The sequence below is a fragment of the Amycolatopsis sp. GM8 genome (assembly GCF_021653975.1).
In the GTDB taxonomy this organism is placed as follows: domain Bacteria; phylum Actinomycetota; class Actinomycetes; order Mycobacteriales; family Pseudonocardiaceae; genus Amycolatopsis_E.
In genome coordinates, this window is record NZ_JAJKFK010000003.1 from 966,165 (window position 1) to 985,773 (window position 19,609).

Genomic DNA, 19,609 nt, shown 5'->3' on the forward strand with positions numbered 1-19,609 from the left:
GTCCTCCATGTACGCCGTGTCCGCCCTCAGAGCCCGGCCAGATCGGCGAGCCGCCGGCGATGGTCCTCGGGCGTGCCGTAGAGCGACCGGTTCACCGTCGCCCGGCGCAGGAACAGGTGCAGGTCGTGTTCCCAGGTCACGCCGATGCCGCCGTGCATCTGCACGCAGTCCTGGATGATCTGCACCGCGCGGTCGCCGACGTAGGACTTGGCCACGCTGACCAGTTCCGGCGCGTCCGCGGCGCCGTCCTGCACCGCCGTGATCGCCGCCTGGGTGGTGGCCTGGCACGCTTCGAGCCAGGTGCGCATGTCCGCGAAGCGGTGCTTGAGCGCCTGGTAGGACGCCAGCGGCCGGCCGAACGAGAACCGGTCGAACAACCATTGCGTGGTGAACTCGAAAACCCGCTCCACCCCGCCGCACGTTTCGGCGCACTGCAGCACGAGCGCGACCAGCGCCTGCCGTTCGAGCACCTCGTCCGCACCGGCGGACCCGACCAGTGCCGACGCGGGCACCTCGACGTCGTCGAACCGCACGACGTGGAACCGGCGGGCGAGATCGAGGCTCCACTGGGGTTCGACGACCACACCCGCTGTCGCGGCCGGAACGAGGAACTGGGCGACGCCGTCGCCGGTGGCCGCGGTGACGAGGAACAGGTCGGCCTGCCCGGCCGCCTCGACCCGGTCCTTGACGCCGTGCAGCCGGTAGCCGCCGGGAGTGGCCTTCGCGATCAGCGCGGGGTGCCGTGGATCCCACTGGCCACCGGGTTCGTAGACCGCCCAGCTCGCGATCCGCTGCCCGGCGACCAGATCCTCGATCGCGGCGGCGTGATCCGGTCCGGCCTGCTGTGCCGCCACCAGGCCGGCGAGGACGGTGTTCGTGGCGAGCAGCGGGCCCGGCGCCACCCCGCGCCCCAGCTCCTCCGCGACGATCGCCAGATCGCGCAGGCCCGCACCGGAAATGCTGCCACCGCCGAGCTCCTCGGGGACCAGCATCGCGGTCCACCCGAGCTCCGCGCCGCGCGCCCACCACTCGCGGTCGAAACCGGTGTCGCGCTCCGCCAGCCCGCGCACCCGTTCGAGCGGGAATTCCTTCTCCAGGAAGCTTTTCGTCGTCGTGCGGAAAAGCCGTTGCTCTGCCGAGAGCTCGAGCTCCATCGGGACTCCTTGCGTGCCGGTGCGGTGCGCGGTCGTGCTCGGCCGTGCGCTCAGTCGGAAGCCGGGAGCGCCCTGGCTTCCTTCTGCGGCAACGGAGTCCCCGCGATGGCGAGCGTGCCCGGCCCGGGCTTGGTGCACAGCAGCTCGACCCCGAGCCCTTCGGCGGCGTACCGCTTGCCGAGCAGAGTGCCGTCCATCTGGGCCGGGTCGGCCGTCGCGCTGCCCTCGCCCGGCTCGCCCTTCTTGACCATCGCGACGCCACCGCAGGTGAGCTCCAGGTCCTGGTCGGGCCAGCGGACGACGATGACGCTGGTCGAGTCGACCGTGCTGGTGAGGGACTGACCGACGCGCGGCTTCATCGCTGCGTTCCTCCATAGGTGGTGGGCGAGGGCTTTCGCTAAATGAGTTATCTCATTAGACGGTAGCGGCGGGTGACCGTCAAGAGCCGGCGGTGGCGAGCCGCCCGACGAGAACGGGCACCTCGGCCAGTGCGCGCAGGGCGTCGTTGAGGTGTGTGCAGCCGTCGGTGCCGACCACGAGTTCGAGCACGCGGTCGCGCAGGGTGGCCATCGGCTCCCCGGTGAGCAAATCCACGTTGGCCGCCGCGGCGGGACAGGTGGTGAACGGCAGGACCCTCGGGTCGGCGGTGACCGACACCAGCCGCATGGTGGCGCGGTCGACCACCGCGTGCACGCCGTACTCGTGCACGACGATCTCGCCCCCTTCGGGAGTCCACATGCTGTCCCGGAAGACGGAGTCGACCCGCAGCCGCGGCCCGTCGACGACATCCACCCGGCGCCGGCGCCGCATCATCGGCCCGTCACCGGGCGGCCCGGCGATCTCGTGCCACGCCCACGCGTCGTCCGGCGCGGCGAGGTCGAAGGCCGGCACGAGGTTGTGCTGCGGATCCTCGCTGCTCATCAGGCGGGCGATCGGCTGGCCGTCCCGGCGGAAACCCGCGCAGATGTCGGTCATGTCGCGACGGGGCCGGCGGGGCGCCACCGGGGCGGCGGACTCGGGCGGCGGCCACAGGCGCCACGCGATCGGGCCGACGAGCGTCACCCCGGGCAGGTCGTCGAGCAGGAAGTAGGCGAGGGTGCCGGCCGCAAGCTCGTCCGGGACCAGTTCCCGCAGCCTGCCGCGATAACCGCTGCCGGCACCGTGTCCCACCAGCTCGCTCAGCTGCGGCAGTTCGGGATTACTCGAAAGCGACAGCAGCACGCGGCGCGGATCGGCGTGGACGCCCAGCCGCGCGTCCACCGACTGGCCCGGTTCGCCGTCGAGGCCGGTCACGAGATCGCGCGCGGTCGCGTCGATCCGCATTCCGCCGGCGAACCCGTCCGGCCAGGTCGCGTTCCAGTGCGCCGTCCGCCGCACCGAACCGGGTGGCCGCGCCGGCGTGCCTTCATGGGGGTTGCGTGGCGCTTCGGGCAGGTCTGTCAGCAGGGGCAGCGCGCGCCGCGGACCAGTCATCGTGTTCCCTCTCGCATGCCGCTGATTGAGATTAATGAATAAACTTTATGATAGCGTTGCGAGCGTGAAACTGGGCCTGGTGTCCGACGCCCATGGCAATGCCGGGTCGTTCGCCCGCGCGCTCGACGAGCTGGCGGCCGAGGCGGACGAGGTGCTCCTGCTCGGCGACCTGATCCACGAATACCGGTTCTCCAACGAGGTCATCGGCCGCGCCCTGGACGACGGCCTGCGCTACGTGCTCGGCAACCACGAACTCGGCTTCCTGAAGAACCCGGCCGCCATCGCCCGTCCCGGTGTCGTCCCGGAACTGGTCGCCCGGTTGCGCGAAATGCCGCTGCGGCTCGATTTCGAGGTGGACGGCAAGCGCGTCGTCGTGGTGCACGCGAGCCCGTTCCCGCCCTACACCGACTACCTGTTCACCGGCTCCCCGCTGCTGGCCCGGTGCGCCGAACTGGAGGCCGATTTCCTGCTGGTCGGCCACACCCATGTGCCGATGGCCGAACGCCACCACGGCACCCTCGTCGTGAACCCCGGCTCGATCGGCGAGACCCGGGAGCACGGATCGGCGATGGTCTCCTACGCCATCCTCGACACGGCCAGTGAAGAGGTCGAGGTGCGGCGCTTTCCCAATCCCGTGGGCGGACTCGACGGGCCGACCGAGCGGGAAATCCTCACCGCGGCGTGAAACGCGGAGTCCACTGTGGACGTCAGCTGGCGGCCCGGCGGGTCGAGGGCTTGCGTGTGGTCGCCGGCTTGGCCCGCCCGGTGGTCCCGCCCCGGGTGGCGGCCGGACGGCGGGCCGAACCGGCCCGGCGGTCCTGCCCCTCGGCGAGGAACACCTCGAAGCCCGCGATCAGCCGGGCGATACCGAACTCGAAGTCCTCGTCGCTCGTCCCGGAGATCGCGTGCCGGTCGATCAGCTTGCCGAGCACCGGCATGTCCGACCAGTCGGTCATGTTCCGCTGCCGCGCCGGGTCGACGGTCGGCGCGTTGGCCAGCCGCAGCACGCGGTCGTGGATGATCGAGCCCCGCGTGTACACCCCGATCGCGCTGTACACCTTGAGCGCGTTGACCGGGGTGAACCCGTCGGCGACGAGCTTCGCCACCACGGACTCGATGATCTCCATGGTCTTCTTCGCGGCGTCGCGGCCGTAGGTCGAGGTGCGGATGAACATCAGGTCCGAGAGGACCTCGTCCTCCTGGTGGATGGTCCGCAGCGACATGAAGTGCTCGATCAGCACGTGCTGCCACGTGTCGTCCGCGCGGACCTCCGGCGTCAGCCGGGCGTACTTTTCGACGGCGACGTCGGTCATCGCGTTGAGCAGCTCGTCCTTCTTGCGGAAGTACCAGTAGATGCTCGTGACCCCGACGTCGAGATGCTTGGCGAGGATGGGCATGCTCAGCTCGTCGACCGAGGTGCTCCGCGCGATCTCGAACGCGCCCGCGAGAATGTCCTCCGCGTTGATGGAGCCACGCTGACGCCGCTTGCGCGGTCCAGCACTGTCAGCCTTCGGCACACCGTCTCCCTGTCACCTGCGCGGAGACCGAGTCCGCGCTCCCCCGAACCTCTTGACATCATATCAGCCCTGGTCCCCGCGCCCGCCCGCACACGCCACACCGCGGCCGCTCCAGTACCCGTTGCCGAGCCTGGTACTGGAGCGGCGCCGGGCGCTTGCACCGGCACCGACCTTGCGGAACACTTTACGGTAAGGCATGCCGAACTGTTGCGGCGCGAGGAGGGAGCGAAGTGTCCAAGCCGGATGCCGGCGCGCCCCGGAAACGACGCCGGCGCGGCTCGATCAACGCCGGGGACATCGTCGCCGGCGCGTTCGAGGTGGCCCGGCGGACGTCGCTGGACCAGCTGAGCATGCCCGTGCTCGCGCAGCACCTCGAAGTCGGCGTGACGAGCATCTACTGGTACTTCCGCAAGAAGGACGAGCTGCTCGACGCGATGACCGACGTCGCGGTGGACGAGTACGCCGGGCTGGTGCCCGAGGTACGGGCCTCGGACACCTGGCAGCACACGTTGTCCACGCATTTCCACGCGCAACGCGATCTCCACCTCGGCGACGACGTCCTGTGCGACCTGCTGTACATCCGCACGGCGGCCTACAGCAGCCAGGCCAGCCGCCGCCTGATGGAGGTGCTGGAACGGCTGGTGGCGAAGCTGGTCGCGGACGGGTTCGGCCCGGCGGACGCGCTGCGGGTGCACAACGCGGTGGCCGTCTACACCCGCGGCTGCATCGTGCACGATCGCATCCTGCGGAAGGCCAACACACCGACGGTCGACCCCGCCCGACAGCGCGCGATGGCGGACTGGTCGGCAATGCCGGTCCTCGACGGGCTGGTGGACCACACCGCGCTCTCGGGCACGAGCGACGAGGACTTCGCGTTCGGCGTCGACCGCCTGCTCTGCGGTTTCGAAGATCTCCTCTGACTACCGAAGTCCCATCGGTGCCTTTACAGTGATGGCTACCGTTCTCTCAACGGTATAGTTCGCCCGGAAGCTCAGGCCGGGCCCGGCGACACACAGGAGTGGCGACGACATGCGGTTCGTATTCCAGTACCCCGAGACGCGTGGAGTCGACGCGGACATGCTGGACGCCGGCCCGGTCCCGGATGTGGCCGCGGCCGCGGAACGGTTCGGGTTCGACGGGTTCTCCACCACCGAGCACCCCGTCCCGGGCAACCGGTGGCTCACCACCGGCGGGCACCAGAGCCTCGACCCGTTCGTCGCGCTGAGCTTCGCGGCCGCCGCCACCGAGCGGATCCGGCTGCTGACCTACCTCGCGGTGGCGCCGTACCGGAACCCGTTCCTGCTCGCCAAATCCGCCGCGACACTGGACAAGCTCTCGGGCGGCCGGATGACCCTCGGCCTCGGCACCGGCTATCAGAAGAGCGAGTTCTACGCGCTCGGCGTCGACATGGACGAGCGCAACGCGCTGTTCGACGAGGCGCTGGAAGTGCTGCCCCTGCACTGGTCCGGCGACGTGTTCAGCTATCAGGGCCGGCATTTCAACGCCCGCGACGTGATCGCGCGGCCGCGGCCGGTCCAGGACCCGATCCCGATCTGGGTGGGCGGCAACTCGAAACTGAGCCGCCGTCGCGTCGCGCAGCACGCGCAGGGGTGGATGCCGATGGGTGGCGGTGCCCAGCTGGCCGCCACCACCCGGACCGCCGCGCTCGCGGGAGTGCCGGAACTCGCGGTGGCCATCCGCGACCTCCGCGAAGCGGCGGTGACAGCCGGCCGGGCCGAGGAGATCGATGTCCTCTACTCCTATCACGCACCAGGACTGGACACGCCGGACGCGGACGCCGACCGCCATCGCGAATCTCTCGCCGAGATCGAGAAGGCCGGCGTGACGTGGGTGAGCGTCAGCTGTCCCGTCGCGGAACGCTCAGCGACGCTGGAGTTCGTCGAGGCCTTCGGCACCACCTACCTGTCGTGACGGAGGAAGCCATGGGATGGTTCGAAGAGCGCGGCGGGCTCCAGGGAACGGTCGCCGTCATCACCGGTGGCGCGGGCGGGATCGGCGAGGCCGTCACGTACGACCTGGCCGCCAACGGGGTCCGCACCGCGGTGCTCGACATCGACGACAAGGCCACCGACCGCCTGCGGGAAACTCTCGGCGAGCGGGGTCACGACGCGCTGGTACGCCACGGTGACGCCCGCGATCCCGAGACGCTGTCCGCGTTGTTCGACGCGGTCGACGAGTGGTGGGGCCGGGTCGACACCCTCGTGAACGTCGTCGGTGGCACGTTCCGGGCCCCGTTCACCGACACCAGGCCGAAAGGCTGGGACGCGCTCATCCGGATCAACCTCACGCACGTCCTGCACGCCTGTTCGCTCGCGGTGCCCAGGATGCAGGCGGCCGGGCGCGGCGGCAGCATCATCAACGTCACCACCGTCGAGGCCCACCGGGCGGCGCCGGGATTTTCCGTCTACTCCGCCGCGAAGGCCGCTGTCACCCAGTTCGCCCGGACCCTGGCCGTCGAGGTCGCCCCGGACGGCATCCGCGTCAACAACGTGGCGCCCGACTACACCCCGACGCCCAACATGACCCGGATCTCCCCCGAATCCGAGCTACAGCCCGAACGGAACCGGGTCGCGATCCCGATGGCCAGGGCCGGGCTGGTCACCGACATCTCCGGCTGCGTGGTGTTCCTCGCGTCCGGCCTGTCGGGGTATGTCACCGGCACCACGCTGCACGTCGACGGCGGGACGAAGGCGGCCGCGGGCTGGCTCAATTGGCCGGACGCCGGCTGGCAGATCCAGCCGCCGGACACCGCGCTGCGCTGAGGAACACCGGCCCAGGCGGCGAGAATGCTATTCTCAACAGACCGCCGGACAGCGGACGCGAGAACAGATAGGGTGACGGCCGTGCAGGCGGAGGTCTCGGAACGCACGCGGATCGTCGACGCGACGTACCAGTGCCTGGCCGCCCGCCCCGGTGGTATCTCGGTCACGGACATCCTGACGGCTGCGGGACTGTCCACCCGGGCTTTCTATCGCCACTTCGAGTCCAAGGACAGTCTGCTGCTGGCGCTGTTCCGCCAGGACGGCGAGCGCGTGTTCGCCGAGCTGCGCGCCGCGACGGCCGCGGCGGGCTCGCCACGCGAGGCGATGGAGGCCTGGATCCGCGGCTTCCTGGAGCTCACCGCGCACACCCGGCGTCGCCGGCGCGTCACGCTGCTGAACTCCCCCGAGGTGGTGCGCGCCGAAGGCTACCCGGCCGAGCACGCGCGGGTGATGACGGAGCACGAGGCGGCCATCGCGGAGATCCTGCGCGAGGGCCACGCGGACGGCTCCTTCCCCGCGGCCAAACCCGAGACCGACGCCAGGCTGATCCTCGCCGTCGTCAGCGAAGCCTTCACCGACCGGATGTCCCGGCCAACCGCGATCAGCGCCGCGAAGGCCGCCGAACTGGTGACGGACTTCGCCTTCCGCGCGCTCGGCGCCGAGCCGAGCTGACCTCAGGGCAGCTCGGGGCCGCCCGCGAACGGATCGCCCTCGATCTCCTCGGTGCCGAAGTAGATCGGTGCCCCGTGGCTGTCGGCGACATCGGTCACGATCAGGCCGGGGCGCACCTGGTGGAAACGCACGCCCTTCTTCTTAAGCCACGCCGAGGCGGACTCGATGTCGGCTATCTTGAACCGCAGGCTGTAGATCATGTTGCCCCACCGGGCGACGTGCCGGCCGAGATCGGAGTCGGCGTCCACCGGTTCGGCCAGCTGCAGCAGGCAGTCGCCCAGCTGCAGGGTCTGGAACTTGGCCCGCATGTCGTCGTCGACGCCGTCCTGGATCGGCACCGCCTGCAGCGTGTCGGCGTAGATCTTGACCGCCGACTCGAGGTCCCGCACGCCCACCGTCACATAGGAGAACCGCTCGATGGTCAGCGGGTGGCTGCGCCACTGCTTGACCTGCGAGGACCAGGTGTCGAGATCGCGCGGGTCGTTGGCCATCTCGATCCCGCAGAGTTCGACCATGAGGCCGGCCGTGTCCCGGGGGCTCGGGTAGAAGTAGGTGGTCTCCTCGTCCAGCTTCTCGATCCGGCCGCCGCCGGGCGCGCCGATGTAGACGCCCTTGCCCAGCAACCGGTCCGCGAGCCCGGGCAGGTCGTCGACGAGGTAGCCGACCGAGTGCAGGTGCTCGCCGTACTTCGAGTAGAACTTCCCGACCGGCTTGCCGGTGTCGGCGGGCAGCTTCGGCGCCATGGTCTCGATGCACAGGTCGCTGATCACGAGCATCGTGGCGTACCGGTCCTCGACCGGCAGGTAGGTGACCTCGTCCACGCCCATGTAGACGAGCCCGCCGAACACGTCCTCGTAGAACCGGCGCAGCTCCCAGGCATCGTCGGACATGTGGATGACGTGGATCATCTGGCCGATGCCGTGGTCACCGGTCTTCTTCGCTGTCTTCTTCACCCGAGGAGGCACCTCACCGAATCCGGACCTGCCGATCACCTCGGACCAGAATAGATGAAACAGGTAAACAAATAAAACAATTAGATCTTTGTCACTGCGCCCGCCGCGCGATACATTGCGGCGTATGGAAAACACCCCCGGGATCATCCGCGGCCTCGACCGTCAGTCCCGCCGGCACGAGACCCCGTGCGGCGACGGCAGCATGGTGTGGCGGTCCTGGGGGTCGGGCACCCCGGTGCTGCTCCTGCACGGCTCGCACGGATCGTGGCTGCACTGGGTGCGCAACATCGCCGAGCTCTCGCGGCACCGACGCGTGCTGGCGGCGGACCTGCCCGGCTACGGCGAGTCCGCGGCGCCGGCGGATTTGGAAAGCCCGGACAGCCACGCGGCGGCGATCGCCGAGGGCTTGCGCCTGCTCCTGCCCGCCGGGCCGGCGGTCGACGTCGTCGGCTTCTCCCTCGGCGGGCTCCTCGGCGCGCACCTGGCGGTACTCGCCCCGGACCTGGTCCGGCGCCTGGTGCTCGTCGACACCGGCGGCCTCGGCACGCCGCTGCCGGGCGCCCACCTGGCGCTCAAACCCTTGCGGGGCCTGGACGACGACGCGCGCCGCGCGACCCGCCGGCACAACCTGCGGGCGATGATGATCCACGACGCGGCGAACGTCGACGACCTGGCACTGTGGATCGACGAGCACACGGCGCGCCCCACCAGCCGCGTGCACTACCAGGTGGTCCCGGACAAGCTGCTGCCGGTGCTGCCGAAGGTGCCGGTGCAGGTGGACGCGATCTGGGGCGAGTACGACGCGCCCCACCCCGGCCCCGAGGTGAACGCCGCGGCGCTGCGCCAGAGCCATCCCGCCGCCGAACTCCGCACGGTCCGCGGCGCCGGGCACTGGTCGATGTTCGAGGGTGCCCCCGAGTTCAACCGGGCGCTGGCCGACCTGCTGGCGCAGCCACTACGCGAACCGGTGCGGGAAGCGGGCTAGAGAGTGTTGTGAAAGTGGCTTGCGTGGCGGTGCGGGTAGCGGCCCCTGACCCCGGGATCGCCTCCTCATGAATGACCAATTCACCACGTCACCGCTGTCCTCGCCAGGAACCACCTCAGAACCCGCAGCGGAGCCAGTGCACGGCCCACAGCAAGCGGCTCCGCCGCTTACGAAACAGAACCCAGCCCCCCACCAGCTCGTCTGGGCGAATGCGGTGAATGAGTGATCCGAACAACAGGATTCGTCGCCGGGCCGGTCGCGGCGCCGCGGTCACGCGTGGCAAGTAAGATAGTCGCATTCATCATCCGGAAGGGGACGTCGTGACCGCCATCAGGTCCACCACCGTGCGGGTGCCGAAGGCCGGCGAGATGGTGGCCGCACAGCTGCGGCGGCAGATCGTCACCGGCGAGCTCAAAGAGGGCGACGGGCTCCCCTCCGAGAACACCCTGATGCAGCAGTTCGGCGTCTCCCGCCCCACCCTGCGCGAGGCCTTCCGCATCCTGGAATCCGAGCAGATCATCCAGATCCGCCGGGGTGCCCGCGGCGGCGCGCACGTGCTGGTCCCCGACCCCACGACGGCGGGCCGGTACGCCGGGACCCTGCTGCAGTACCGCGGAACCACGCTGGCCGACGTGTACGCCGCGCGCACCGCGCTGGAGGCCAGCGGCGTCGACTTCCTGGCGCGGCGGCGCACCGCGGCGGACCTGAAGGACCTCGAAAAGGCACTCGCCCAGGGCGAGCAGCTGCTGGAAGATCCCATCGCGTTCTCCGAGCAGGCCGACCTGCAGTTCCACCGGCTGCTGATGGAGCTGTCCGGCAACCAGACCATGATCGTGCTGCTCGACATGCTCTACGCCATCGTCGAGCAGCACAACCAGTCGGTCATCAACGCCAACCGCGACAACGCGAACAACGGGCCCTCGGTCCAGCTGGTGCAGAAGGCGCACGCCAAGGTCGTCGACCTGATCCGGCAGAAGGACGCGGACAAGGCCGTCGCCCACTGGCGCCGGCACCTCACCCAGGTCAGCGAGTTCGTGCTGGCGGGACCCGCGGAGACCGTGCTCGACGTGCTCTCCTGAGTCCCGCCCGCCCGTTCAGCGAGCCAGCGGATCCCGTGGCAGGCCGAGGATCCGCTCCGCGATGACGTTGCGGGTGATCTCGGACGTGCCGCCCGCGATCGACAGGCAGCGGCCGAAGAGGTACTCGAACGTGACCGTCTCCTCGTCCCCGGTCACCGCGCCCGTGCCGGCCAGCTCGATCGCCAGCTCGGTCACCCGCTGGGCGTGCTCGGCCGACAGCAGCTTCGTCACGTTGCCCTCCGGCCCCGCCCCGGCACCGGCCACGGCGCGCGTCGCCTGACGCAGGTTCAGCACGCGCATCGCCTGTTCCTCGGTGACCAGCCGTGCGATGGCGCGGGTGTGCTCGACGTCGGTGACGCCGTACCGGCTCGCGATGCCGGGCAGCTCCCAGGCCGAGAGCCCTTCCCGGGAACCGCCGCCGATGGTCACCCGCTCGTTGCCGAGGGTGGCCCGGGCGACCCGCCAGCCGTCGTTCGGCTCCCCCACCACGTCCTCGTCGGGCACGAAGACGTCGTCGAAGAACACCTCGTTGAACAACGCCTGGCCGGTGATCTCGCGCAGCGGCCGGATCGTGACGCCGGGCGCGGTGAGGTCGATGGCCATCGCCGTGATGCCCTTGTGCTTGGGGGCTTCCGGGTCGGTGCGGACGGTCGCGAGGCCACGGTTGCAGTTCTGCGCGTCACTGGTCCAGACCTTCTGGCCGCTGACCCGCCAGCCGCCGTCGACCCGGGTGCCGCGCGTCTGTACGGCCGCCGCGTCCGAGCCGGCGTTCGGCTCGCTGAACAGCTGGCACCACCGCTGCTCGCCCAGCAGGCCCGGCGCGATCCACCGCTGGATCTGCTCGTCGTTCGAGGTCTGCGCCAGCGTCAGCAGCACCCATCCGCCGATGCCGAGCGAGGGCGTCTCGATCTCGGCCAGCTCCTCCTCCAGGACGAGCTGCTCGACCGCGCCCGCGCCCCGCCCGAATGGTTCAGGCCAATGCGGAACCTGGTAACCGGACGACGCGAGCAGCGCCCGGCGCTCGCCCTCGGGCGTGGCGCGGTACCGCTCCAGGAACTCCCGGGCCTGCGCACGGTGGCTCTCCGCTTCCTCGGGCAGGTCGATGGTGAACTGCCGCCGCACACCGGCTTTGGTGCCCGCGAAGACCTCGTCCTCGGGCGAGCCCACCGCCGCCACCACGGCCTGGAGCGCGGCGGCGCGCCGCAGGTACAGGTGCGCGTCGTGTTCCCAGGTGAAGCCGATGCCGCCGAAGATCTGGATGGCCTTGCGCGCGCAGTCCTGGTAGTTGCGCAGCGCGAACCCGGCCGCGGCCGCCGCCGTCAGCGCGGTCTCGGCTGCGGTGGCCGCGCCCCTCGCCGCGTCCCAGGCGAGCGCGGTCGCGAGTTCGACGCCGACGAGCATGCTGGCCAGGTGGTGCTTGATGGCCTGGAAACTGCCGATCGGCCGCCCGAACTGCTCCCGAACCTTGGCGTACTCCAACGCGAAGTCCAGACAACCACGCGCCCCGCCGGCGGCCTCGGCCGCGGCCAGCGTCCTCAGCAGTGAGATCGCGGCGCCCGCCGCTCCCGCCAGCACGTGGCCGTCGGCCGGGGCCAGGCCGGTGACGGTCACCTTCGCCAGTCCCAGCGACGGATCCAACCCGGTCGCGGAGGCCACGGCGAGCGCGCTGTCACCGGCAGGGACGACGAGCAGGTCGTCGCCGGCAGCGAGCAGGAACACGTCCGCCCACTGGCCCGCCAGCACCGTCAGCTCCCCGCTGAAAACACCCCCGTCGCCACGAGTCAGGCCGGGCGCCAGCCCCAGCCCGGCGACGGCCGAGCCGTCCGCCAGCCGCGTGACGAACTCGCGCAGCGCGTCGCCGGCCGACTCGGCCAGCACGGCGGACGCGGTGACAGTCGGCAGCAGGCGACCGGGAACGATTTCGTGCCCCAGCTCGTCGACGACGACGGTCAGCTCCGCCAGGCCGAACCCGGACCCGCCCGCCGACTCCGGCAGGTGCAGCCCGAGCCAGCCCAGGTCGGCGATCCGCTTCCACACGTCGGGCGCGGCGGGCGCGTCCGGGTCCAGCGCGGCGCGCGCCGCGGCCCGGACCCGCTGCTCGGTGGCGAACTCGCGGACGACGGTCGCGAGTTCCTGGTGTTCTTCGGTGATGGCAAGCCCCATCGGGCAGCTCCTCGGGTCGGCGCGGTTCGTACTGTGCTGTTTCCGGAGTCAGACCTCGATCAGGACGGCACCGCCCTGACCGCCGCCCGCGCACATCGCCGCCATCCCGAGACCACCGCCGCGGCGGCGCAGCTCGTGCACGAGCGTGACGATCATGCGCGCGCCCGAGGCGGCCACCGGGTGGCCGAGGCTGCACCCGCTACCGCTGAAGTTGACCCGCTCCTCGTCGAGGCCGAGCGCCCGGCAGACGGCGATCGGGACGGAGGCGAACGCCTCGTTGATCTCCCACAGGGTCACGTCGGCGGCCGTCCGGCCCGCCCGCGCCAGCACCTTCTCGGCGGCGTCGAGCCCGCCGAAACCCATCCGCGCGGGCTCGACCCCGGCCGCGCCCCAGGCGATGATCTTCGCCAGCGGTGTCAGCCCTTCGGCGGCGGCGAATTCCGCGCCGGCCACCGCCACCGCGGCGGCCGCGTCGTTGATCCCGCTGGCATTGCCCGCGGTGATGGAAAACCCGGGGATCTCGGGGTGCAAAACCTTGAGCGAGGCCAGCTTCTCCAGTGTCGTCGTGCGCCGCGGGTGCTCGTCCACGGCGAACTCGACCACCGCGCCGCCCGGCTTGGTCAGCTTGAGCGGGACGATCTCGTCGGTGAACTTGCCGGCGTCGATCGCCTCGATCGCGCGGACGTGCGACCGGTACGCCCAGGCGTCCTGCTCCTCGCGGGTGATCCCGGCTTCCTTCGCGGTGTTCCAGCCCACGGAGATGGACATGTCGCGGTTCGGCGCCTCGGGCGAGTCCGGGTGGGTCGGCGGGAACCAGTCGACGTACTCGTCGGTGGTGCCCGGGACACGCTGGCGCAGGCGCGGCCCCATCGAGGTCGCCTGCACACCGCCCGCCACGATCGCCGACTCCATCCCCGAGCCGATCGACGCCGCCGCCATGCCGATAGAGGTGAGGCTGCCCGCGCAGTGCCGGTTCACGGCCACTCCGGACACACTGGGCATCCCGGTGGCCACGGCGGCGTGGCGGGCCAGATCGCCGCCGCCGTAAAGGCTTTCGGCGAGGATCACGTCGTCGAACTTCGCGGGCTCGAGCCCGGAGCGGCGCACGGTCTCCTCCACGATCGCCGCGGCGAGCGTCTCCCCGCTGGTGTCGGCGAGCGTGCCTTTCCCTGTCGTGCCGATGGCCGTGCGAGCCGCGCTGACGATGACCGGAGCGGACATGTGCACCTCTCTGAGGGTGAGTACCCGAGTCTGCGACACGTAATAGTAGTCATTACGATAACTACGACAGTACAGTAGTCACGGCGGGCCCGGAACCGCTTCCGGCAGCGACGCCCGCAGCGCCTTCCCAAGGAGGAATCATGGACCTTTCCGGATCGTCCGCACTCGTGACCGGCGGTGCCGGCGGCTTCGGCGCGGCGACCACCCGCAGGCTCGTCGCCGCGGGGGCGAAGGTGGTCATCGCGGACCTCGCGGAGGACAAGGGCAAGGCGCTCGCGGACGAGCTCGGCGACGCGGCGACCTTCGTGCCCACCGACGTCACCAGCGACGACTCCGTGGACGAGGCGATCGCGATCGCGGCCGGGCTGGCCCCGCTGCGCACGACCGTCATCGTCCACGGTGGACCGGCCGCCGCCCGGCGGATGGTGAACCGCAAGGGCGAGGCCTACCCCGCCGAGGTCTTCGCCAGGACCGTCGACATCTTCCTCACCGGCACCTACCGCGTGATGAGCAAGGCCGCCGCGGCCATGACCCGCAACGAACCGTTGGAGGACAACCAGCGCGGGGTCGTGATCTCCACCGCCAGCATCGCCGGGTTCGAGGGCCAGGTGGGCCAGAGCGACTACTCCGCCGCCAAGGGCGGGGTGATCGGCCTGACCCTGACCGCGGCGCGCGATCTCGCGCCGACCGGCGTCCGGGTCATGTGCATCGCCCCCGGCACGTTCTTCACGCCCGCGTACAAGATGAGCGAGGAGGACGCGCAGGCCAAGTGGGGCCCCGGCGTGCCGAACCCGAAGCGGATGGGCCACGCCGACGAGTACGCCCGGCTGGCTCAGCACATCGCCGAGAACGACTACCTCAACGGCACCGTCATCCGGATCGACGGCGCGCTGCGCTTCAACATCTGACCGCCGCCGGCCGGCACGCGCTCCTCGCGTGCCGGCCGCGTCGGCCTGACGGGATAGCTTACCGAAGATCTTGCCGTAAGTTGTACCGATCCAATGCACGGCGGCCCTGACGTGCAGGCCACGGCCGTAGCGCGCGGCTACGAAACGGCCCTCGTTTCGGCTACACTGGCCGAATGGCTGCGCCAACGTCGTCGCGGCGGCTCAGCGGGAACCTGCCGGCCGAGGTGACCACGTTCGTCGGACGGCGAGCGGAACGCGCCGACGTCAAGCGGGCGCTCACCGACAGCCGCCTGCTCACGCTCACCGGGTTCGGTGGGGTCGGCAAGACCCGGCTCGCACTGCGGGCCGCCGAAGAGCTGTGCCGCGCGTTTCCCGAGGGTGTCTGGTTCGTCGAACTGGCCACCCTCGACGATGCCGCGCTGGTGCCCGAGGTCGTCGCCGGCACCCTGGGCCTGTCGACGCACGGCCGCGATTCGGCGCTGCAGGGGCTGGCCGATCACCTCCGGAACCGCACCGCGCTGCTGGTCCTGGACAACTGCGAGCACCTGCTCGACGCCTGCGCCCTCCTCGTGGACACGGTGCTGCGGGCCTGCCCGCACGTGCGCGTGCTGGCCACCAGCCGCGAACCGATCGGGATCCGCGGGGAGACGGTCCTGCCGATCGCCCCGCTCGCGGTGCCCTCCACCGGCACCTCCGCCGAGCACGCCGACACCCACGACGCCATCCGCCTGTTCGCCGACCGCGCCCGGGCCGCGTGTCCCGGTTTCGCGGTGACCGAAGAAAACCGCGCCGCCGTGGTCTCGATCTGCCGTCAGCTGGACGGGATCCCGCTCGCGCTGGAACTCGCCGCCGTGCGCCTGCGGGGACTGGCGATCGAGGACCTGCTGGCCGGGCTGAGCGATCACCTCCGGCTGCTCAGCACCGGCAGCCGGAACTCGCCCGAACGGCAGCGCACGCTGCGCGGCTGCATCGAGTGGAGCTACGAGCTGTGCACGCCCGAGGAGCGGCGGCTGTGGGCGGTCGCGTCGGTGTTCCAGGGCGGTTTCGACACCGACGCGCTCGGCGCGGTGTGCCCGGACGACCAGGTGCCGCCCGAGCGGCTGCTGGAGACTCTCCTGTCGCTGGTGGAAAAATCCGTCGTGACGAGCGAGGACCACCACGGCCGGACGCGCTACCGCATGATCGAAGTGATCCGCCGCTTCGGCGAGGACCAGCTGCGCGAGTCGGGACTCCAGGACCTCGTCCAGCGGCGCCACCGCGACCACTACGCCGCGTTCGCCGCCGAGGCCGCGGGCAGCTGGTTCAGCAGCCGGCAGCGCGAGTTGGTCCAGCGCCGGGGTCTCGAGCACCCGAACCTGCGCCGCGCGCTCGAGTTCTGCCTGGCCACGCCCGGGGAAGCCGAGCCGGGCCTGGACATCGCCACCGACCTGCGCGAGCACTGGATCGCGCAGCGCGCGCTCGCGGAGGGCGCGCGCTGGATCGAACGCCTGCTGTCCGCCGGCCCGGTGTCGGCCGGTCGGCACGTCCGCGCGCTGGCGACCGCGGCGGCGCTCGCGATCGTCGGCGGCAATCCCTCGCAGGCGAAGCCGCTCATCGCGATGGGCACCCGGCTCGCCCGCGACCAGGACGAGCGCACCCGGGCGCTGATGACCCACGTGCTGGGCATGTACCACCTGTTCGTCGGCGAGCTGCCGCAGGCGATCGCGGGCGGCGAACAGGCACTGGAGGTCTTTCGCGCGGCCGGGGACCACCAGCACGAGATCATGTCGCTGATCATCCTGCAGATGTCCTACGGGGCCACCGGCGACACCGAACGCGCGCTCGCCGCCTACGACGAGACGCTGCGCCTGTGCGGCGAGACCGGCGACGTCTGGTTCCGCTCGTACGCGCTGTGGACCGCCGGCACCCTGCACTGGCAGCAGGGCCAGACAGCCCGCGGGATCGAGCTGCTCCTGGAGAGTCTCGCGCTGAAACGGGCCACGGGTGACGGGCACGGCCTGGCCGTCTGCCTGGAGATGCTCGCCTGCGCCACGGCGGAGCGCGCCCCCCGCCAGGCCGCCGAAATGCTCGGCGTGGCCGACACGTTCCGGGCCGAGATGGGCGGTCCGATCGTGCGCGCCAGCTGGGTGGAGCCGACGCACGACGACGCGGTCGCCCGGCTGCGCGCGGCGCTCGGCGACGAGGCGTTCGAGCGGGCCGTCGAACGAGGACGCGCGCTCGATCCGGAGGAAGGCCTGGACCTGGCCCTCGCGTGGAAGAAGGACCGGCCCGGTCCGCGCCGGGCCGCCGCGCCCGGCACCCTGACCCGGCGCGAGCAGGAGGTCGCGGAGTTGGTCACCCACGGGCTGACCAACAAGGAGATCGCGAGCAAGCTGGTGATCTCCCAGCGCACCGCGGAGACCCACGTCGAGCACATCCTGACCAAGCTGGGCTTCACCTCCCGGGCCCAGATCGCGAGCTGGCTGGCCGGCCAGGGAACGGGTACGTAGCTACGTACGCGTGAATACGGACGTCCCGCGCCGTGCGGGGAAGCATGATCGATGTGAAGGCATCGTTTCCAACGGCGGAGGACGATTGGTGAACGTTGAGCAGGCCCCTGGTGGCACCCGAATACTGTCCGCTCCCGAGTCCGTGCCGGATTCCGGCTTGACGAGGTTTCCGACCGTGGCGTGCTCGGCACCGTGCCCGGTGTGCGGCGACTGCCGCGATGATTGTGCCGAATGCGTCGCCTGTGCTTACGACGCGTGCCCGCATTGCGCGGTACCCGACGTCACGCCCCGCACGGCGGCCATGCTGCTGGCCGCGGGCGTGACGCTGTCCGGCGATCTCGAGACGCTGCTGTTCTCCAGCGGGCGCCCGGTGTTCGTCCACCACTTGCTGCGGGCGTTCGGCATGATGACGAGCGCGCTCGAGCACGGGTGGCGCCCGGTGCCGCGCTCGCTGGCCGAGCAGCTGTGCCTGCACCTGATGATCCGGTACGCCACCGATCTTTCGTGCGAGGTGGGCGAGATCCTGTGCGCGAACCTGCCGCGCAGCGACTACGACTACTACTTCGACCGGCTCTACGACACCCTGCTGCCCGACGACCGGCACGAGACGTTCGCCGAGCGCGTCGTGCGGGTGTGCGACGGGCAGCGCGTGTTCGATTTCGACGGCCTGACCCACTCGGTGTCGAGCGCCGGATCCGACACGTTGTTCAGATCATTTCGCTGACTGTGCCGTCGTTACCAATCCGACGGCAGCCACGGCGGAAACGGGTGTCTACAAGCAGGTCGGTCGCAGACCGTGTCCGCCTACTTTCGGTCGAATTGGTAAGAAAGAATTCGGGGGGCTCGCGCAGGCGCGGGCCCCCCGAGTCATTCGCGGCGCCGGTCAGGCCGGCACCGGCGCCTTCTCCTCCGCCTTGTAGACCACCGGCAGGCCCATGAAGCGGCGCGTGTTGTCACCCATGAAGTCGTAGGTGCGCTTCTCGGACATGCCCTCGGCGTACTTGAAGTAGCCCTTCGGCGTCTCCAGGCCCTCGGGGTGCGGGTAGTCCGACCCGAACAGGACCTTGTCCCAGCCGACGGTGTTGACGACGTCCTCGACCGAACCCTCCCAGAACGGGCTGACCCAGATGTTGCGGCGGAACGCCTCGATCGGGTTCTCCGGGAACGAGGTCGGCTCCTTGGAGTACTGGACCTCCAGCTCGGTGAACAGCGACTTGATCCAGTGGCTGCCGTTCTCGATGCTCGCGATGCGCAGCTTCGGGAACCGGGTGACCGTGCCGTGGCAGATCAGGCTCGCCAGCATGTCCGCGATCTCGCGGTGCCCCAGCACCACCCGGCGGAACGCGCTGGCGCCGAACGCGCTGGCCGTCGTCGGCGGCTCCCACCGGTTGACGTAGTCGGTCAGCGGCGGCTGGCTCGCGTGCAGCACGACGGGGATGTTCGCGCTCTGCACGTCGGCCCAGAACGGGTCGAACTCCGGCAGCGCCGGCGAACGCCAGCCCCGCAGGCCCTTCACCGGCGCCGGCTTCATCAGCACGGCCTTGGCGCCGTTCTCGATGACGTACTCCAGCTCGCGGCGGGCATCGTCGACGAGGGCGCAGCTGATGACCGGCGTCATGAACAGCCGGTTCTGGTAGACGTACTGCCACTGGTCGAGCATCCAGCGGTTCAGCGCGTGCATCACCGCCACGACGAGCTCGGGGTCCTCCGCGGCCGAGTGCTCGACCAGGTTGGCCAGCGTGGGGAACACCAGCGTGCTGTCGACGCCCTGCTCGTCCAGGACCTTCATCCGGGCCCCGGGCTCGCGCCAGGCGGGAATCGAGTCGACGCCCCGGCCGCCGAGCTCCTTCAGCGACTTGCTCTCCGGGTTGTTGCCCGAATAGAACGCCTCGTACGCACCCGGCGCGGCGACCCGGTCGAAGGTGGGGTTGGGGATGTAGTCGGTGATCTTGTTGAGGATCGCGATCCTCGTTCGCTTGCCCACTTGGACGAACTGCACGGCGGAGCGGTACTTCTCCGGCAGGTACCGGGTCAGCGCCTCCGGCGTCTCGTACATGTGCTGGTCGGCGTCGAAGATCGGCGCATCTGTGAACTGAGCTGACGCCTCGGTCATGTGATGGATCCTTCCCGGTCCGAAGGTCTGTGAATGCTCATACCGTAGGGTACACTATTAAGCATTCCATAACCACGTCCAGTCCATTGTGTACAGACG

General features: G+C 70.4%; 18 protein-coding genes. 10 read left to right on the forward strand and 8 right to left on the reverse strand.

Annotation, left to right across the window (positions count from 1 at the left end):
- Positions 1–26: 26 nt before the first annotated feature.
- The 3 genes from LOZ83_RS17970 to LOZ83_RS17980 form a co-directional block, all read right to left on the reverse strand.
- A complete protein-coding gene (locus LOZ83_RS17970; protein WP_236791927.1) occupies positions 27–1,154 on the reverse strand; it encodes an acyl-CoA dehydrogenase family protein in 1,128 nt (375 codons plus the stop codon).
- Between the two features lie 50 nt (positions 1,155–1,204).
- On the reverse strand, positions 1,205–1,513 hold the full coding sequence (locus LOZ83_RS17975) for a hypothetical protein (protein ID WP_236791928.1): 309 nt from the start codon (positions 1,511–1,513) through the stop codon (positions 1,205–1,207).
- Between the two features lie 79 nt (positions 1,514–1,592).
- Positions 1,593–2,627 (reverse strand): DUF2889 domain-containing protein, encoded by a 1,035-nt coding sequence (locus tag LOZ83_RS17980; protein ID WP_236791929.1) that lies wholly within the window; start codon positions 2,625–2,627, stop codon positions 1,593–1,595.
- 64 nt (positions 2,628–2,691) lie between these two features.
- Between LOZ83_RS17980 and LOZ83_RS17985 the strand changes: the two genes are divergently transcribed.
- A complete protein-coding gene (locus tag LOZ83_RS17985) occupies positions 2,692–3,312 on the forward strand; it encodes a metallophosphoesterase (RefSeq protein WP_236791930.1) in 621 nt (206 codons plus the stop codon).
- Positions 3,313–3,334: 22 nt separating this feature from the next.
- Here the strand turns inward: LOZ83_RS17985 and LOZ83_RS17990 are convergent, their stop codons facing one another.
- Positions 3,335–4,144 (reverse strand): TetR family transcriptional regulator, encoded by an 810-nt coding sequence (locus LOZ83_RS17990; protein ID WP_236791931.1) that lies wholly within the window; start codon positions 4,142–4,144, stop codon positions 3,335–3,337.
- 230 nt (positions 4,145–4,374) lie between these two features.
- On the opposite strand from LOZ83_RS17990, the gene LOZ83_RS17995 reads away from it, so the two are divergent.
- The 4 genes from LOZ83_RS17995 (at position 4,375) to LOZ83_RS18010 (ending at position 7,599) form a co-directional block, all read left to right on the forward strand.
- Positions 4,375–5,064 carry a TetR/AcrR family transcriptional regulator gene (locus tag LOZ83_RS17995; RefSeq protein WP_236791932.1) on the forward strand — a complete coding sequence of 230 codons (690 nt, stop codon included), beginning with the start codon at positions 4,375–4,377 and terminating at the stop codon, positions 5,062–5,064.
- 109 nt (positions 5,065–5,173) lie between these two features.
- Positions 5,174–6,076, forward strand: a complete 903-nt coding sequence (locus LOZ83_RS18000; protein WP_236791933.1) for an LLM class F420-dependent oxidoreductase — start codon at positions 5,174–5,176, stop codon at positions 6,074–6,076.
- Positions 6,077–6,087: 11 nt separating this feature from the next.
- On the forward strand, positions 6,088–6,927 hold the full coding sequence (locus tag LOZ83_RS18005; RefSeq protein WP_236791934.1) for an SDR family NAD(P)-dependent oxidoreductase: 840 nt from the start codon (positions 6,088–6,090) through the stop codon (positions 6,925–6,927).
- A 72-nt stretch (positions 6,928–6,999) separates the two neighbouring features.
- Positions 7,000–7,599, forward strand: a complete 600-nt coding sequence (locus LOZ83_RS18010) for a TetR/AcrR family transcriptional regulator (RefSeq protein WP_236791935.1) — start codon at positions 7,000–7,002, stop codon at positions 7,597–7,599.
- Positions 7,600–7,601: 2 nt separating this feature from the next.
- Here LOZ83_RS18010 and LOZ83_RS40420 read toward each other — a convergent pair whose 3' ends face one another.
- Complete coding sequence (locus LOZ83_RS40420; RefSeq protein WP_236791936.1) at positions 7,602–8,552, reverse strand: VOC family protein; 951 nt, start codon at positions 8,550–8,552, stop codon at positions 7,602–7,604.
- A gap of 124 nt (positions 8,553–8,676) precedes the next feature.
- Here LOZ83_RS40420 and LOZ83_RS18020 point away from each other — a divergent pair, with 124 nt between their 5' ends.
- On the forward strand, positions 8,677–9,537 hold the full coding sequence (locus LOZ83_RS18020; RefSeq protein WP_236791937.1) for an alpha/beta fold hydrolase: 861 nt from the start codon (positions 8,677–8,679) through the stop codon (positions 9,535–9,537).
- 320 nt (positions 9,538–9,857) lie between these two features.
- The gene (locus tag LOZ83_RS18025) at positions 9,858–10,616 is read left to right on the forward strand and encodes a FadR/GntR family transcriptional regulator (protein ID WP_236791938.1); all 759 of its coding nucleotides are present in this window, start codon (positions 9,858–9,860) and stop codon (positions 10,614–10,616) included.
- Positions 10,617–10,631: 15 nt separating this feature from the next.
- Here LOZ83_RS18025 and LOZ83_RS18030 read toward each other — a convergent pair whose 3' ends face one another.
- Together LOZ83_RS18030 and LOZ83_RS18035 are read right to left on the reverse strand one after the other, a co-directional pair.
- The gene (locus tag LOZ83_RS18030) at positions 10,632–12,779 is read right to left on the reverse strand and encodes an acyl-CoA dehydrogenase (RefSeq protein ID WP_236791939.1); all 2,148 of its coding nucleotides are present in this window, start codon (positions 12,777–12,779) and stop codon (positions 10,632–10,634) included.
- A gap of 48 nt (positions 12,780–12,827) precedes the next feature.
- Entirely contained in the window at positions 12,828–14,000 is a 1,173-nt protein-coding gene (locus LOZ83_RS18035) for a thiolase family protein (protein WP_236791940.1), read from the reverse strand.
- A 140-nt stretch (positions 14,001–14,140) separates the two neighbouring features.
- Here LOZ83_RS18035 and LOZ83_RS18040 point away from each other — a divergent pair, with 140 nt between their 5' ends.
- The 3 genes from LOZ83_RS18040 to LOZ83_RS18050 all read left to right on the forward strand — a co-directional run bounded on the left by LOZ83_RS18040 (position 14,141) and on the right by LOZ83_RS18050 (position 18,121).
- Positions 14,141–14,908: an SDR family NAD(P)-dependent oxidoreductase gene (locus tag LOZ83_RS18040; protein WP_236791941.1), complete on the forward strand. Its 768-nt coding sequence runs from the start codon at positions 14,141–14,143 to the stop codon at positions 14,906–14,908.
- Positions 14,909–15,081: 173 nt separating this feature from the next.
- Positions 15,082–17,397 (forward strand): LuxR C-terminal-related transcriptional regulator, encoded by a 2,316-nt coding sequence (locus LOZ83_RS18045; protein ID WP_236791942.1) that lies wholly within the window; start codon positions 15,082–15,084, stop codon positions 17,395–17,397.
- Positions 17,398–17,485: 88 nt separating this feature from the next.
- A complete protein-coding gene (locus tag LOZ83_RS18050; RefSeq protein ID WP_236791943.1) occupies positions 17,486–18,121 on the forward strand; it encodes a hypothetical protein in 636 nt (211 codons plus the stop codon).
- Positions 18,122–18,280: 159 nt separating this feature from the next.
- On the opposite strand, the gene LOZ83_RS18055 is transcribed toward LOZ83_RS18050, so the two are convergent.
- Entirely contained in the window at positions 18,281–19,510 is a 1,230-nt protein-coding gene (locus LOZ83_RS18055; protein ID WP_236791944.1) for an amidohydrolase family protein, read from the reverse strand.
- Positions 19,511–19,609: the final 99 nt, after the last annotated feature.